13 protein-coding genes and 1 tRNA gene are annotated in these 15639 nt (G+C 71.3%); 8 read left to right on the forward strand and 6 right to left on the reverse strand.

Annotation, left to right across the window (positions count from 1 at the left end):
* Positions 1-10: 10 nt before the first annotated feature.
* The 5 genes from ACIRFH_RS20310 to ACIRFH_RS20330 form a co-directional block, all read right to left on the reverse strand.
* Positions 11-82 (reverse strand) — tRNA-Gln (locus ACIRFH_RS20310).
* A gap of 91 nt (positions 83-173) precedes the next feature.
* Positions 174-908, reverse strand: coding sequence for an HAD family hydrolase (locus ACIRFH_RS20315; RefSeq protein WP_403522429.1), 735 nt, complete (start codon positions 906-908; stop codon positions 174-176).
* A 96-nt stretch (positions 909-1004) separates the two neighbouring features.
* On the reverse strand, positions 1005-2489 hold the full coding sequence (gene gltX, locus ACIRFH_RS20320) for a glutamate--tRNA ligase (RefSeq protein WP_403522431.1): 1485 nt from the start codon (positions 2487-2489) through the stop codon (positions 1005-1007).
* Positions 2482-3258 carry a fumarylacetoacetate hydrolase family protein gene (locus tag ACIRFH_RS20325; RefSeq protein WP_403522433.1) on the reverse strand — a complete coding sequence of 259 codons (777 nt, stop codon included), beginning with the start codon at positions 3256-3258 and terminating at the stop codon, positions 2482-2484. Before ACIRFH_RS20325 ends, gltX begins: the two co-directional genes overlap by 8 nt.
* A gap of 291 nt (positions 3259-3549) precedes the next feature.
* Positions 3550-3738, reverse strand: coding sequence for a hypothetical protein (locus ACIRFH_RS20330; protein WP_403522435.1), 189 nt, complete (start codon positions 3736-3738; stop codon positions 3550-3552).
* A gap of 601 nt (positions 3739-4339) precedes the next feature.
* Between ACIRFH_RS20330 and ACIRFH_RS20335 the strand changes: the two genes are divergently transcribed.
* The 8 genes from ACIRFH_RS20335 to ACIRFH_RS20370 all read left to right on the forward strand — a co-directional run bounded on the left by ACIRFH_RS20335 (position 4340) and on the right by ACIRFH_RS20370 (position 15035).
* Positions 4340-8212, forward strand: coding sequence for a nitrate- and nitrite sensing domain-containing protein (locus tag ACIRFH_RS20335; RefSeq protein WP_403522437.1), 3873 nt, complete (start codon positions 4340-4342; stop codon positions 8210-8212).
* Positions 8213-8221: 9 nt separating this feature from the next.
* A complete protein-coding gene (locus ACIRFH_RS20340) occupies positions 8222-8635 on the forward strand; it encodes a roadblock/LC7 domain-containing protein (RefSeq protein WP_003993189.1) in 414 nt (137 codons plus the stop codon).
* 111 nt (positions 8636-8746) lie between these two features.
* Entirely contained in the window at positions 8747-9145 is a 399-nt protein-coding gene (locus ACIRFH_RS20345) for a DUF742 domain-containing protein (RefSeq protein WP_403522439.1), read from the forward strand.
* Complete coding sequence (locus ACIRFH_RS20350; RefSeq protein WP_403522441.1) at positions 9126-9701, forward strand: GTP-binding protein; 576 nt, start codon at positions 9126-9128, stop codon at positions 9699-9701. Before ACIRFH_RS20345 ends, ACIRFH_RS20350 begins: the two co-directional genes overlap by 20 nt.
* 405 nt (positions 9702-10106) lie before the next feature.
* Complete coding sequence (locus tag ACIRFH_RS20355; protein WP_403522443.1) at positions 10107-13382, forward strand: nitrate- and nitrite sensing domain-containing protein; 3276 nt, start codon at positions 10107-10109, stop codon at positions 13380-13382.
* Between the two features lie 10 nt (positions 13383-13392).
* Entirely contained in the window at positions 13393-13806 is a 414-nt protein-coding gene (locus ACIRFH_RS20360) for a roadblock/LC7 domain-containing protein (protein WP_004983065.1), read from the forward strand.
* Positions 13807-13900: 94 nt separating this feature from the next.
* Positions 13901-14473, forward strand: a complete 573-nt coding sequence (locus ACIRFH_RS20365) for a DUF742 domain-containing protein (RefSeq protein WP_403522446.1) — start codon at positions 13901-13903, stop codon at positions 14471-14473.
* Positions 14454-15035 carry an ATP/GTP-binding protein gene (locus tag ACIRFH_RS20370; RefSeq protein WP_026243582.1) on the forward strand — a complete coding sequence of 194 codons (582 nt, stop codon included), beginning with the start codon at positions 14454-14456 and terminating at the stop codon, positions 15033-15035. Before ACIRFH_RS20365 ends, ACIRFH_RS20370 begins: the two co-directional genes overlap by 20 nt.
* 294 nt (positions 15036-15329) lie before the next feature.
* On the opposite strand, the gene ACIRFH_RS20375 is transcribed toward ACIRFH_RS20370, so the two are convergent.
* Positions 15330-15527 (reverse strand): acyl-CoA carboxylase epsilon subunit, encoded by a 198-nt coding sequence (locus ACIRFH_RS20375; RefSeq protein WP_403522449.1) that lies wholly within the window; start codon positions 15525-15527, stop codon positions 15330-15332.
* Positions 15528-15639: the final 112 nt, after the last annotated feature.

Raw genomic sequence — 15639 nt, forward strand, 5'->3', positions numbered from 1 at the left:
GCTCTGCGAGCTGGCCTACCTGGACTCGAACCAAGACTAACTGAACCAGAATCAGTCGTGCTGCCAATTACACCATAGGCCACTGGAACGCAAGCCCCTGAGGGGATTTTGTTCTAGCGTTGCGCTTCCGGTTCCGGCCTTTCGGCCCGCTCCCCGGCGGCGCAGGAAGAACATTACCCGAAGGTGGACGGGGCTCCAAAACGAGTATCGGCGCCGAGGAGTGTCGGGAGTTCGGAGAGGGACGCGATGCGGCTCGGCCCGGTGGGCGGATCGACGGCCGCGTAGGCGCCGCCGCGGTCGATCCAGACGGACAGGAGCCCGGCGTCGTGGGCCCCGCGCCCGTCGATCTCCGGGTGGTCGCCGACGTAGGCGACCTCGTGCGGGGCGAGGGACAGGGCGTCGCAGGCCGCCAGGAAGGCGCCGGGCTCGGGCTTGGAGACGCCCAGCTCGGCGGCGCACAGGATCGCCTCGAAGCGGTCGTGCACGCCGAGGATCCGCAGCTTGCGGTCCTGGACGGTCACGCTGGAGTTGGACAGCACGGCGTGTCGGTGGCTGGCGGCCAGCGCGTCGAGGACGGGCAGGACGTCGGGGAAGAGGGACCAGGCGGCCTCGTAATGGCCGACGTAGCGCTGGAACCAGGCGTCGGCCCCGGCGTCCGTCAGTTCCGGGCGGCCCAGGAAGACGCGGACGCGGTCGCGTCGCTGTGTGACGAAGTCCACCTCGCCGGCGGCGAAGCGGGCCCACTGCCGGTCGGTGATCTCCCGCCAGCGCACGAGGGCCTCCTCGGCCGACCCGTACCCGGCGAGCAGACCCTCGGCCACCAAGTGAGCACGCATGCCCTCGCGGTCGGCGGTGGTGTAGTCGAAGAGGGTGTCGTCGACGTCCCAGACGACGGCGCGGATGCTCATGGTCCGACGGTAACCCCGGGGAGCGGGCCGCGTCCGGCACAACGGCGAGGGGGCGGCACCCGGTCCGGATGCCGCCCCCTCGAACAGGTGCGGGTGTTACGCCGCGAGCCTCGCCAGTGCCGCGTCGATGCGCGCCAGCGACTTCTCCTTGCCCAGGACCTCCAGGGACTCGAAGAGGGGCAGGCCGACCGTGCGGCCGGTGACGGCGACGCGGACGGGGGCCTGGGCCTTGCCGAGCTTGAGGCCGTGGGCCTCGCCGGCGGCCAGGACGGCCTCCTTGAGGGACTCCGGGGACGTCCAGTCGGCCGCGTCCAGCTTCTCGCGGGCCGTGCGCAGGAGGGCGTCGCTGCCCTCCTTCATCGCCTTGGTCCAGGACGCCTCGTCGAAGACCGGCTCCGGCAGGAACAGGAAGTCGACGTTGTCCGTGATCTCGGAGAGGACCTTCAGGCGGGTCTGCGCGTGCGGGGCGATGGCCTGCCACTTGGCCTCGTCGAAGTCCTCGGGCGCCCAGGGGGCGGCGGGGGCCTTCAGCCAGGGGCGGCAGCGCTCGGTGAAGTCCTTCACCTCGAGCATGCGGATGTGGTCGGCGTTGATCGCCTCGCACTTCTTCAGGTCGAAGCGCGCCGGGTTGGGGTTCACGTCGGAGATGTCGAAGGCGGCGACCATCTCGTCGATCGTGAAGATGTCCTGGTCGGCCGAGAGCGACCAGCCGAGCAGGGAGAGGTAGTTGAGCAGGCCCTCGGGGAGGAAGCCGCGCTCGCGGTAGAGGTTGAGGCTCGACTGCGGGTCGCGCTTGGAGAGCTTCTTGTTGCCCTCGCCCATCACGTACGGCAGGTGGCCGAAGGCCGGGATCTCCTTGGCGACGCCCAGCTCGATCAGCGCCTTGTAGAGGGCGATCTGGCGGGGGGTGGAGGAGAGCAGGTCCTCGCCGCGCAGGACGTGGGTGATCTCCATCAGGGCGTCGTCGACCGGGTTGACCAGCGTGTACAGCGGGGCGCCGTTGGCGCGGACGATGCCGTAGTCCGGGACGTTCTCCGGGAGGTAGGTGATCTCGCCGCGGACCAGGTCGGTGAAGGTGATCGCCTCGTCGGGCATCCGGAAGCGGACGATGGGCTCGCGGCCCTGCGCCCGGTACTCCTCGACCTGCGCGGCGCTCAGCTCGCGGCAGTGGCCGTCGTAGCCGGAGGGCTTGCCGGCGGCGCGGGCGGCCTCGCGGCGGGTGTCCAGCTCCTCCTGGGAGCAGTAGCAGTGGTAGGCGTGGCCGGCGTCGAGGAGCTTGCGGGCGACGTCCGCGTAGATGTCCATGCGCTGCGACTGGCGGTACGGCGCGTGGGGGCCGCCGACCTCGGGGCCCTCGTCCCAGTCGAAGCCCAGCCAGCGCAGCGAGTCGAGCAGCTGGTTGTACGACTCCTCGGAGTCGCGGGCGGCGTCGGTGTCCTCGATGCGGAAGACCAGGGTGCCCTGGTGGTGCTTGGCGAACGCCCAGTTGAACAGGGCGGTGCGGACCAGGCCCACGTGGGGGTTACCGGTGGGGGACGGACAGAATCGGACGCGTACGGGGGAGCCGGGTGCGCTAGCCACGCTTGACAACCTTGTTGGTGAGAGTGCCGATGCCTTCGATGGTGACGGCGACTTCGTCGCCGACGTTGAGGGGGCCGACTCCGGCCGGGGTGCCCGTGAGGATCACGTCGCCGGGGAGCAGCGTCATGGCCTCGGAGATGTTGACGATCAGGTCCGCGACGGGGTGGATCATCTCGCTGGTGCGGCCGAGCTGGCGCTGGTCGCCGTTGACCGTGAGCTGGATCGTCAGGTCGTCCGGGTCGAGGTCCGTCTCCACCCAGGGGCCCAGCGGGCAGGAGGAGTCGAAGCCCTTGGCGCGGGCCCACTGCTTCTCGCGGCGCTGCACGTCGCGGGCGGTGACGTCGTTGGCGCAGGTGTAGCCGAGGATCACGTCCTTGACGCGGTCGCGGGGGACCTCGCGGCACATGCGGCCGATGACGACGGCGAGCTCGGCCTCGTGGTGCAGTTCCTCGGAGAAGGAGGGGTACTGGATGGCGTCGCCGGGGCCGATGACCGAGGTGGACGGCTTGAAGAAGGCGAACGGGGCGTCGGGCGCCTCGTTGCCGAGTTCGCGGGCGTGCTCCGCGTAGTTGCGGCCGAAGGCCACGACCTTGTTGGGGAGCACCGGCGGCAGCAGCCGCACCTTGCTCAGCGGCACCTTGGTGCCGGAGAGCTCGAAGTCCGCGAAGGGGATGCCCTTGATGATGTCGAGGACGAGCTCGTCCGGCTGGTCGCCCTCGACCGCGCCGAAGGCGACGTTCCCGTCGATGGAGAACCTGGCGATGCGCACGGGTTGTGTGGCCCCTTGACTGAGCTGGCTGGAGTCTGACGCTCCAGGCTAACGCGGCGAGCCTGTCCGGCGGATCAGGCCGGACGGACGCGGCGGCGTCCGGGGACGCAGGCGAGCGGGGCGGGCGTGTGCAGCTGCGAGGCGTGGCGGAAGAGGGCCGATGCGGGACACCGGGGGGCGGGCTCCCGGGCGGGCGCCTCGCGCGTCACTCGTCGTTGCTCTCCGGGGAGCGGCGTGCGCGGGCGCCCGTGGTCCCGTGGCCGGCCGGACGTCGCGCGGCCGGGCGGCGTACTACTCTGCGGCGGAGGCCGCGACGGGGATCTCCATGAGGACCGTGCGCCGGGGGTTGGCGGTCTGGGCGGGGAGCTCGACGGCGTGCTCCGGCTGTTCCGGCGTCTGCAGCTCGTCCGCGCCGTCGAGGTGCGCCAGCGTCGTGCGTCGCGGGTTGGCGATCTTGTGGAACATCATCGTCGTCTTCACGGTGGTACGAACCCTGTCGTGTGCGGGCGCCGGCAGGGGGCGAGTGGCCCCTGCGGGGGCGCGGGTTGTCGGTTTTGCCTTCTCTGTAAAGCGTCAGGCTAAACATGCGATTCCCCGCGGACTCGGGGAGAGCCGGTGAACCGTGTGTGAGTTTGCTCACTCATCAAGGGTCAAATCGGTCAATTCCGACTGGCGTCGCACTCCGACGAAACAGACATTGCCCACTTGAAGCGATCATTCCGCTCCTGATCATGTCTACTGGGACACCGCTCACCCGTCGGCGAATCGAGGGCATACGTCCGCTTTACGGGTGATCGTTTTCTACCGCCCGTGAGCCGCCCCTCACATGCTGTCACGCCTGCCGCGGCCTGGCCCGCGGGCCTTGTTGGAGATCCTGCACTGTGCTGGAATTCCACGGACCGCCGCAGGATCGAGCCGGCGCACAGGGGGCGCACCACAGCGCCGAGCGGCGGCACGAAGGGGGAACCAGCGCCGGTCACTCACGACCACCACGGGGGCGTATTCAGGGCGCCCCTATGACGCCGACACCGTGCTCAGCCGTTCACACGGCCGGGTGCCTGGTCCAGAGGTTGCGACGCTAGTGCAGGGACGTTTCAAGAGGGATGGCAGCGCTTCGGCGGAGCCGGAGCCGCACGGCGGGAATGGCCCCAGGGCCGTCGGCTCCTCGCCCCAGCACGCCCAGAACCCGGGTCAGGCCCAGTCCGGCGGCAGCGGTGACCGCTCCGGGCGCCCCGGTCAGGGAGCGGCCCCGTCGGCCCCCGGCCAGAAGCCGCCCGTGAAGCCGGCCTCGGGCTCGACCGGCCCGGGTTCGCGCATGGCCCTGCGCAACTGGCGGATCTCCACCCGCCTCGTGTCGCTGCTCGCCCTCCCGGTGGTCGCGGCCACCTCGCTGGGCGCGCTGCGCATCAACGAGTCGATGGACAACATCCAGCAGCTCGACAACATGAAGCTGCTGACGGAGATGACCAAGCAGGCCACCGAGCTGGCCGCCGCGCTCCAGGAGGAGCGCGACAAATCCGCCGGCCCCCTGGCACACGGCTCGACGTCCAGCGCGATCGCCGTCAAGGGCGACCGGGAGAAGACCGACCGGGCGCTGAAGAACTTCCTCGACCAGTCCGAGGAGATCGACGCCGCCAGCAAGGACGGCAACCTCGTCGGTGTCCGCGACAGCCTCGTCGGCCTCGCGAGCGATCTGAACGACCTGAACAAGATCCGCAACACCGCGTACACGTCCAAGGAGAACTCGTCCCAGACGGTCGAGGCCTACCACCGCCTGATCACCAACCTGCTCGACCTCTCGCAGGACATGGCGGAGGCGACCAGCAACCCCGAGATGATCCAGCGCACGCGCGCTCTGGCCGCCTTCTCCTCGGCCAAGGAGTACGCGTCCGTCCAGCGCGCGATCCTCGCGGCGGCGCTCCCGGTGAGGAACACCTCGAAGGGCAAGCTCTTCGAGAACGACCGGCTCTACGGGCAGTCCGCGCTGCAGAGCCAGACGTCCGAGATCCGCAGCTTCACGAGCATCTACGGCGACGGCGCCGAGGACCTCCTCAAGCCGATCTCCCAGGGCAACCCGGTGATCGAGTCGTCCGACGAGTACGCCGGCCGTGCCTTCAGCCGGGTCAACGGACTGTCCGACCTGGACCAGCGGTCGTACCAGGACTGGCTGGACGACAGCTCCACCAAGATCCAGCAGATGAAGAACATCGAGCTGCGTCTGCTGGAGGACATGGAGCAGAAGGCCCGCGAGCTGCGCAGCGAGTCCGAGCAGGAAGCGATCATCTCCGGTGTGCTGATCCTGCTCGTGCTCGGCGTCTCGCTGGTCGGCGCGTTCGTCGTGGCCCGGTCCATGATCCGCTCGCTGCGCCGCCTGGAGGAGACCGCGACCAAGGTCGCCCAGGACCGTCTGCCCGAGCTGGTCAAGCAGCTGTCCGAGACCGACCCGCAGGACGTGGACACCTCGGTCGAGTCGGTCGGTGTGCACTCCCGGGACGAGATCGGCCGGGTGGCCGCGGCCTTCGACGACGTGCACCGCGAGGCGGTCCGCCTCGCCGCCGAGCAGGCCCTGCTGCGGGGCAACGTCAACGCGATGTTCACCAACCTCTCGCGCCGCTCCCAGGGCCTCATCCAGCGTCAGCTCTCGCTCATCTCCGAACTGGAGTCGCGCGAGGCCGACCCGGACCAGCTCTCCTCTCTGTTCAAGCTCGACCACCTCGCGACGCGCATGCGCCGTAACGGTGAGAACCTCCTCGTCCTCGCCGGTGAGGAACCCGGCCGCCGCTGGACCCGTCCGGTCCCGCTGGTCGACGTGCTCCGTGCCGCCGCCTCCGAGGTGGAGCAGTACGAGCGCATCGAGCTGGCCTCCGTGCCGACCACCGAGGTCGCCGGCCGCGTGGTCAACGACCTCGTGCACCTGCTCGCCGAGCTGCTCGAGAACGCGACCTCCTTCTCCTCCCCGCAGACCAAGGTCAAGGTCACCGGTCACGCGCTGCCCGACGGCCGGGTGCTGATCGAGATCCACGACACCGGCATCGGCCTCTCCCCCGAGGACCTCGCCGCGATCAACGAGCGGCTCGCCGCGCCGCCGACCGTGGACGTCTCGGTCTCCCGCCGCATGGGCCTGTTCGTGGTCGGCCGTCTGTCGCAGCGCCACGGCATCCGCATCCAGCTGCGTCCGTCCGACTCCGGTGGTACGACCGCGCTGGTCATGCTGCCCGTCGACGTCGCCCAGGGCGGCCGCAAGCCGCAGCCCAAGCAGGGTCAGCCCGCCGCGGGCAGCGGCGGTCCGGCCGCCGCGCAGGCCGCGGCCGGTGTCGCGGCGGCCCGGCGCGGCGCCCAGGGCGGTGGCGCGCTCGGCGGTGGCGGCGCCTTCGGAGGCGGTGCCTTCGGCGGTGGTGGCGGTGGCGCCCTCGGTGGCGGTGCCCAGGCCGGCGGCCGGCTCGGCGCCGGTCAGGGACCGCGGGCCGCACTGCCCGGCCGGGACGCCGGCGGTCGCCCGGGTGCGCCGAACAGCGCGCGCGGGCCCCAGTCCCCCGCGGCACCGGACCAGCAGGGCCGACCGGCTCCGGCCGGTGCGGGTGCGGGCCAGGCGCCCGGTGCTCCGCAGGGTCTGCAGGCCGCGGGCATGAACGCCCCGCAGGGCCAGGACGCCTTCGGCGGCCGTGCCCCGGTGCCGCCGCAGCGCGGCAAGCGCAAGAACAACGGCAAGGGCAACGGCGACGCCGAGCAGGGTCGTCGTCCGCAGCTGCCGCCGCGCGGCGGCCCGCGGGCCGAGCTGCCCGGCGGCAACCCGCAGCCCCGCGTGCCCAGCTGGAGCGACGAGAACGCGCAGCCGCCCGTGCCCCGGGCCTCGCTGGACGCCCCGCGCGGCCACGAGGAGCCGGACGCGGCCCGGACGGACCGTGCCCCGCACTTCGGCGACCAGCAGGACCCGGGCGCGACCGCCGAGATGCCGGCGGTCCCCCGGCTCGGCGAGCCCCAGGGCCCCGGCTCCACGGCCCAGTTCGCCCGCCCGGACTTCGACGCCCCGGCCCCGCGCCGGGACGACCCGCAGACCACGGGCCAGTTCACCCGGCCCGCCGCGGCCCCGTACGGCCACGACGGCGTGAACGCCCCGCACGACGACCGGTTCGCGCGGCCCGAGCCGGCCGCCCCGCAGCACGACGGCGGGCCGTTCGCCCGTCCGGACGTGTACGGCACGCAGTCCGGTCACCAGGGGTCGAACGACGCGGTCCCTGGCCGGTTCCCCGGCGCCCAGGCGTACGGCGACGGCCCGACCGGGCAGCACCGCCTGCCGGAGCGGCAGGACCCGGCCGTCACCGGCCAGTTCGAGCTCCCGCAGGCCGACGGCCACGCGGGCGACGACTTCGGCGTCCCGCGTCCGCAGGCCCCGCAGCAGCATCCCGTCCAGCAGGAGCGTCCCGCGCGGCAGGAGCCCGGCCACACGGCCCCGGCCCAGCAGCGGCCGGCCGACGGGTGGGCCCTGCCGCCCGCCTCCGGCCCCGGCGACGGACGCACGCCGCTGTACGACACGCTGGAGACCAACTGGTTCCACGGCGACCGCCGGGAGCGGGCGGAGAACGACGTCCCCGCCCCCGCACCCGCCCCGGAACCGCAGGACCAGCCCCAGACCCCGGCGGCCCCACAGCGGCCCGCCGGCTCCGCCTGGCGCAGCTCGCCGAACGACGATCTCGTCCGGCAGGCCGAACGCGTCCGGCAGCCCGCGGCCGGCGGTGTCACCACCTCCGGCCTGCCGCGCCGGGTGCCCCGGGCCAACCTGGTCCCGGGCACGGCTCAGCAGCAGGCGCACCAGAACGGTCCGCAGGTCTCGCGCGCACCCGACGACGTGCGCGGCCGGCTGACCAATCTCCGTCGGGGAATCGCACAGGGCCGTCAGGCCGGTACCAACCAGACCGGCAGCTACCCGCGGCCCACTCACCAGCAGGAGCGTTAGTTGAGCCCGATGAGCCAGGCGGCACAGAACCTCAACTGGTTGATCACGAATTTCGTGGACAACACCCCGGGGGTGTCCCACACCGTCGTCGTGTCCGCCGACGGACTCCTTCTGGCGATGTCGGAGGGCTTCCCGCGCGACCGCGCCGACCAGCTCGCGGCGGTCGCCTCCGGTCTGACCTCGCTGACCGCCGGTGCCTCGCGCATCTTCGAGGGCGGCAGCGTGGCCCAGACGGTCGTGGAGATGGAACGCGGGTTCCTCTTCCTCATGTCCGTCTCGGACGGCTCGTCCCTGGCCGTTCTCGCGCACCCGGAGTGCGACATCGGCCTCGTCGGCTACGAGATGGCGCTGCTGGTCGACCGCGCGGGCGCGGTCCTCACCCCGGACCTGCGCGCCGAGCTGCAAGGCAGTCTGCTCCACTGATCGGCCCCGGCACCACCCGTCTCACCAAATCACCGTCCGGCCGCCACAATCCCCCCACCGGCCCCGTCAGACGGCACGACTGACCAACCTGCTGTCCCGCCCGGAGGATTCATGACCCCGCCCACCGCCTCTCATGATCCGTACGCGGAGCCGTACGAGGATGAGGGCGACCAGCCGCTGGTACGTCCGTATGCGATGACCGGCGGCCGGACGAGGCCGCGCTACCAGCTCGCCATCGAGGCGCTGATCAGCACCACGGCCGACCCCGCAGTACTCATGGGGCTGCTGCCCGAGCACCAGCGCATCTGCCACCTGTGCCGCGAGGTGAAGTCGGTGGCGGAGGTCTCGGCGCTGCTGGCCATGCCGCTGGGTGTGGCCAGGATCCTGGTCGCGGACCTCGCCGAGGCCGGACTCGTCGCCATCCACCAGCCGGGCGGCGACGAGAACAACGGCGGTGCACCGGACGTGACACTGCTCGAAAGGGTGCTCAGTGGACTTCGCAAGCTCTGACGGAGGCCGGGCGACCACCTCCGCGAAGATCGTGGTGGCCGGTGGCTTCGGCGTCGGCAAGACCACGTTCGTGGGCGCCGTCTCGGAGATCAACCCGCTGCGCACCGAGGCCGTGATGACATCCGCGTCCGCGGGCATCGACGACCTCACCCACACCGGAGGCAAGACGACCACCACGGTCGCCATGGACTTCGGCCGCATCACGCTCGACCAGGACCTGATCCTCTACCTGTTCGGCACGCCCGGCCAGGACCGCTTCTGGTTCATGTGGGACGACCTGGTGCGCGGCGCCATCGGCGCGGTCGTCCTGTGCGACACCCGCCGGCTGGCCGACTGCTTCCCGGCCGTCGACTACTTCGAGAACAGCGGTCTGCCGTTCGTCGTCGCGCTCAACGGCTTCGACGGGCAGCAGCCCTACACCCCGGACGAGGTGCGCGAGGCGCTGCAGATCGGCCCCGACACGCCGATCATCACCACCGACGCCCGACACCGGGCCGACGCCAAGAGTGCGCTGATCACCCTGGTGGAACATGCGCTGATGGCACGGCTGCGGTAGGTCCCGCGGAGCCGGAAAGATCCAATTCGGCAAGGAACTACGGCAGTTGTCGTAGACGTACCGGAGCCGGTTGTGTCCTTCGACACGGCCGGCCCCGGCGTTCATAACGTTTCGGCAGAGGAATCGGGTGGTACCGCCACAGCTCGCGGTCGATCGGTGTCGCTGCGCGCACGAACGTCCCGTCTTTTGACGGGCCTCGCTCTTTATGACCGTTTTATCTAGGGCTTACATCACGTGCAACCCCCTCGTTCCACTGTTTGGAAGAGCGCAGGCCGTCGTGCTGGAATGCGAGAACTGCCCAATGCTCAAAGATGTACTCAGCAGTAGCACGTACTCGATGGCGAACTGGGCGCTGATACACAGCGGCACGACGTAGGTGCCGACCGCCGAGAGGTTGTTGGTCGAGTGAGGCGAAGCAAGAACAGTCCCGAGCCATCGGCCCGGGGCAACTTCACCCCGCCGTCGCGCACAGCGGCGCCCGCCCCCGTGCCCGCCTCGGAACCCACGGCCGCGCCCGCCCCGAGCGGCGGCCGCCTCTCCCCGCGCAACTGGCGGGTGGCCACCCGGCTGAACGCGATCCTGCTCATCCCCGTACTGGTCGGCCTCGTCATGGGCGGCTTCCAGGTGAAGAGCTCGATCGACACCTGGCAGGACGCCGAGGACGCCAAGAGCACCGCACGCCTGGTGCGCGCCTCCCTCGGTTACGCCAGCGCCCTCTACAACGAGCGCGACGTCACCGCCGCGCCGCTGCTCCAGGGCAAGAACGAGAAGGACGCGGTCGTCGCCAAGGCCCGCCGGGCCACGGACGAGGCCGCCGACACCTTCGACGCGGCCGCGCAGGACATGCCGACCAAGGCCGGTCTGGAGCGCCGGCTGAAGGTCTTCCGCGAGCAGGAGCCCAAGCTCCAGACGCTGCGTGAGACCGCCTACACCTCCAAGCTCAAGGGCGTGGAGACCGAGGAGGGCTACACCGGGATCGCCCACCCCCTGATGGAGTTCGCCAACGAGCTCGGTCTGGGCACCGGCAACATCACCTCCTACGGCCGTACCGTCTACGCGATCTCCCTGACCAAGGCCGCGCTCTCGCTGGAGCGCTCCATCGGCATGCACATGCTGATCAAGCCGGGTCCGGAGCCGAGCCACCTCGCCAGCCAGCGCGTCGCCCTCTCCTCGTACGCCTACCTCGAGCGCATCGCCGTCGAGGAGTACATCGGCGGTGGCACCGAGGCGGACGCGCAGAAGCTCGAGGACGCCGAGGCGAAGCTCAAGGAGGACGGCGCGGCCATGGCCAAGGAGGCCAAGGCCAAGGACCCGGACTACGTGCCGCCGCCGGCCAGCCCGACCACCATGGTCTCCGAACTGGCCGGGCTGGACTCCACGGACGCCGGTGCGCGCGCCGCGCTGGCCGGGCAGGGCATCACTCCGGAGAACTGGTGGGCGGTCAACACCCTCAAGTTCGACACCTACAGCAAGATCGAGTCGGACCTGGCCGACAAGGCGGTGGCCGAGGCCTCCGCCATCGCCGACGACGCCGAGCAGGACGCCTACATCACGGGTGCCGCGGTCGTCGTCGCCCTTCTCGCCGCGTTCATCCTGGCCGGCATGGTGGCCCGCCAGATGAGCCGGTCCATGCGCCGGCTGCGCAACGCCGCCTTCGGCATCGCCGAGCAGCGGCTGCCGACGCTGGTCGACCAGCTCTCCCGCACCGACCCCGGCCGGGTCGACACCCGGGTGGCCCCGATCCCGATCGGCTCCACCGACGAGATCGGCGAAGTCGCCCGCGCCTTCGACCAGGTGCACCGCGAGGCGGTCCGGCTCGCCTCCGAGCAGGCCATGCTGCGGGGCAACATCAACGCCATCTTCACCAACCTCTCGCGCCGCAACCAGTCGCTGATCGAGGGCCAGTTGAGCCTGATCACCGATCTGGAGAACAACGAGGCCGACCCCGACCAGCTGGAGAACCTCTTCCGGCTGGACCACCTCGCCACCCGTATGCGCCGCAACGGCGAGAACCTCCTGGTCCTCGCCGGCGAGGAACCCGGCCGCCGCTGGGACCAGCCGGTCCCGCTGGTCGACGTGCTGCGCGCGGCCTCCTCCGAGGTGGAGCAGTACGAGCGCATCGAGCTGCAGGGCGTCCCGGAGGCCGAGATCCACGGCCGGGCCGTGACCGACCTCGTGCACCTGCTGGCCGAGCTGCTCGAGAACGCGACGACGTTCTCCTCGCCCCAGACCAAGGTTCGCGTGACCGCGACCCGGCTGCCCGACGGCCGCGTGATGGTCGAGATCCACGACAAGGGCATCGGTCTGACCGCCGAGGACTTCGCGGACATCAACCACAAGCTGGCCAACCCACCGACCGTGGACGCCGCGATCTCGCAGCGCATGGGCCTGTTCGTGGTCGGCCGGCTGTCCGACCGGCACGGCATCCGCGTCCAGCTGCGCCCCTCCGGGGAGCAGGCGGGCACCACCTCGCTGGTCATGCTGCCGGACGCCATCACGCACGGCGGCGGCGGCGAGCAGCAGGCGCAGCGCGACGAGTTCACCGTCTCGCAGATCATCCCCGAGCAGGACGTCCGGGGCGAGAACTTCGGCCAGGTCGGCCGGCCCATGCGCACCGCCGCGGAGCTGGGTTTCGACGACAGCCGCTACACCGAGGTCCCCGACGACATCCGCGAGCTCGACCCCGTCGGCCGCTCCCTGCTGCGCGAGGAGCGCCGCGCGGCCCTGGAGGCCCAGGCGCAGCCCGAGCCGCCCGGCCCCGGGGACCCCGTCGGCCACGAGGGCGCCGAGGCCACCGGGTACCAGGACCAGTTCACCGGGCAGCAGCCGGTCTACGGCCAGGGCCAGGGCGGTTACCAGGAGCAGCAGACCGGCGCGTACGCCCAGCCGTCGGCGTACGCCGATCAGCAGGCGTACGAGGAGCCGCGGCAGGCGTCGTACGGGGAGCAGTACTACGCGGCGAACGGCGGCCTGGCCCAGGGCGACGGCTACGCGGCGCACGGCGGCTACGCCGACCCGTCCTACCCGGAGCCGGGCCCGGACGGGCACCAGCCGGCCGGTTCCGGCGCCCCGGAGACCTACCCGGCCTTCGAGCAGCGGCGTCACCAGGACGACTGGCCCCAGCAGGACGGTTACCAGAACGGCTACCAGGACCAGTACCCTGCGGATACCCCCGAGGCGGAGTCCGCGCAGGCCGCTGACGTGGCCGACGCGGACCGCGTAGGCTTCGACCGTCCGGGACCGGCCTCCTCCGCCGCCCACGACCTCACCGACGCCGGCCTTCCGCGCCGCGGTTCCTCCGCGGGCGGGCCGGGCGACGCGAGGCGCGCGGGCCACGAGGCACCGGCTTCGGAGCCGGCGGCGAGCAGCTCCGGCGACTGGCGTTCGGCCAACGACGAGCGCTGGCAGCAGGCCTCGCAGCTGCGCAAGCCCAAGGCGGGCGGGGTGACCTCCTCCGGTCTGCCGCGGCGGGTTCCCAAGGCCAACCTGGTCGAGGGCGCCGCCGAAGCCACCCCCCAGGGGGGCCCGCAGGTCTCCCGTGCCCCGGAGGACGTCCGGGGCAGGCTGAGCAACCTGCGGCGCGGCGTCGAACGGGGCCGTACCGCAGGCAGTGAAACGAACGGCCAGGACACAAGGAACGAACACCGTGGTCCTGACAGCACCTACAACCAGGAGCGTTAGTGTGAGCCCGATGAGCCAGGCGGCACAGAACCTGAACTGGTTGATCACCAACTTCGTGGACAACACCCCGGGGGTGTCCCACACGGTGGTGGTCTCCGCCGACGGACTCCTTCTGGCGATGTCCGAGGGGTTCCCGCGCGACCGCGCCGACCAGCTCGCGGCCGTCGCCTCCGGTCTGACCTCGCTGACCGCCGGTGCCTCGCGCATCTTCGAGGGCGGCAGCGTGAACCAGACGGTTGTGGAGATGGAGCGGGGATTCCTCTTCATCATGTCCATCTCCGACGGTTCCTCGCTCGCGGTTCTCGCCCACCCGGAGGCGGACATCGGCCTCATTGGGTACGAGATGGCCCTTCTGGTGGACCGTGCCGGCACGGTCCTGACGCCGGATCTGCGTGCCGAACTCCAGGGGAGCCTTCTCAACTGAAGGACGGACGGTGCGTTTTGGCGTCCCGTGGCCGTAAAGTTTCGGGACGCGGCTCCCCAGTGATGGATGCCAGGCACAGTCGGAGGAGGAGAAAGTGGCAACACCCCCAGGTGGTCCGTCTTCGGGCAACTGGTCGTACGGCCCCGCACAGGGCCAGAACGACGGCTCGGCGAACGGGTACGGCTTTCCCTCCGCTCCGAGCCACCGGCAGCCGTACGTGCCGCAGGGCCCCGGCCCTTCGCCGTACGACCAGCCGCACGCTCCGCGCATCCAGCCCGTGCAGCCGCAGCGCCGCGCCCCTGAGCCGGCGCCCGCGGGGGCGTCGAACAACCCTCTGGTGCGTCCGTACGCCATGACGGGCGGCCGCACCAGGCCGCGGTACCAGCTCGCCATCGAGGCGCTGGTGCACACCATCGCGCAGCCGCACCAGATGCAGGGCCAGTTGCCCGAGCATCAGCGGATCTGCAACCTCTGCCGGGAGATCAAGTCGGTGGCCGAGGTCTCGGCCCTGCTGTCGATCCCTCTCGGCGTGGCCAGGATCCTCGTCGCCGACTTGGCGGAGGCGGGCCTGGTCGCCATCCATCAGCCCGGCGGCGACGAGAACGCCGGCGGCCAGCCAGACGTGACACTGCTCGAAAGGGTGCTCAGTGGACTTCGCAAGCTCTAGCGGAGGGCCTTCCCGCTCCACCACGTCCGCGAAGATCGTGGTGGCGGGCGGTTTCGGCGTGGGCAAGACCACGTTCGTCGGCGCCGTCTCGGAGATCAACCCGCTGCGCACAGAGGCTGTGATGACATCCGCGTCCGCGGGCATCGACGACCTCACCCACACCGGGGACAAGACGACCACCACGGTCGCCATGGACTTCGGCCGCATCACGCTCGACCAGGACCTGATCCTCTACCTGTTCGGCACGCCCGGCCAGGACCGCTTCTGGTTCATGTGGGACGACCTGGTGCGCGGCGCCATCGGCGCGGTCGTGCTGGTCGACACGAGGCGTCTGGCCGACTGCTTCCCGGCCGTCGACTACTTCGAGAACTCCGGGCTGCCGTTCGTCATCGCCCTGAACGGGTTCGACGGGCAGCAGCCGTACAACCCGGACGAGGTCCGGGAGGCGCTGCAGATCGGCCCCGACACGCCGATCATCACGACGGACGCGCGGCACCGGGCCGACGCGAAGTCGACGCTGATCACTCTCGTGGAGCACGCCCTGATGGCCCGCCTGCGCTGACCGCTCCGCGGTTCTGCGGGTCTTACCCCCCGCCGCCCGCGCGTTCCGCCGCCCCTGTGGGGCAGCCCTCCGCCGGCAGGCGGCACCCCGTTGCGCACCGCCCCCTGCGGCCACTGGGCCGCCGGGGGCTGTCGTGTGCCGGGGGGGCGGGTACGTCGTGGCTGGTCGCACCCGCGCGGCGGAGCCGCATGTCGATACAGCCCCGCGCCCCTTGACGGGCTGCCCTGGGGGCGTTGTGCAGCGCTGTTGCGCGAAGAGGCCCCCTCCTGGTGGAGGGGGCCTCTTTCCATGAGGTCAGCGCCAGCTGTGGGGGGCGCGGAAGCCCGGCTCTCGTTCCAGGCGGCGCCAGCCCGCGCGGACGCGGCCTCCGCCGTGGGCCGGGGCGATCTCGGCGGGGCGGGCGGCGGCACGGGCCAGCAGGAGGGCCGTGAGGGCGGCGACTTCCTCGGGCTCGGCGTGGCCCTTCTCGACGCGGATGTCGGGAATGGTCATGGGAGTGGCTCCTCGGGTCACTGCGGCGGGTTGCCGTGCTTGCGGGAGGGCAGGTCGGCGTGCTTGGTCTGGAGCATCGCCAGGGACCTGATGAGGACCTCGCGGGTCTCGG

It is taken from the genome of Streptomyces sp. NPDC093586, assembly GCF_044764905.1.
In the GTDB taxonomy this organism is placed as follows: Bacteria; Actinomycetota; Actinomycetes; order Streptomycetales; family Streptomycetaceae; genus Streptomyces.

Coding starts and splice junctions, on each gene's coding strand:
- ACIRFH_RS20315 (WP_403522429.1), bottom strand. CDS start 908: ATGAGCATCCGCGCCGTCGTCTGGGACGTCGACGACACCCTCTTCGAC.
- ACIRFH_RS20340 (WP_003993189.1), top strand. CDS start 8,222: ATGAGCCAGGCGGCACAGAACCTCAACTGGTTGATCACGAATTTCGTG.
- ACIRFH_RS20345 (WP_403522439.1), top strand. CDS start 8,747: ATGACCCCGCCCACCGCCTCTCATGATCCGTACGCGGAGCCGTACGAG.
- ACIRFH_RS20360 (WP_004983065.1), top strand. CDS start 13,393: ATGAGCCAGGCGGCACAGAACCTGAACTGGTTGATCACCAACTTCGTG.
- ACIRFH_RS20375 (WP_403522449.1), bottom strand. CDS start 15,527: ATGACCATTCCCGACATCCGCGTCGAGAAGGGCCACGCCGAGCCCGAG.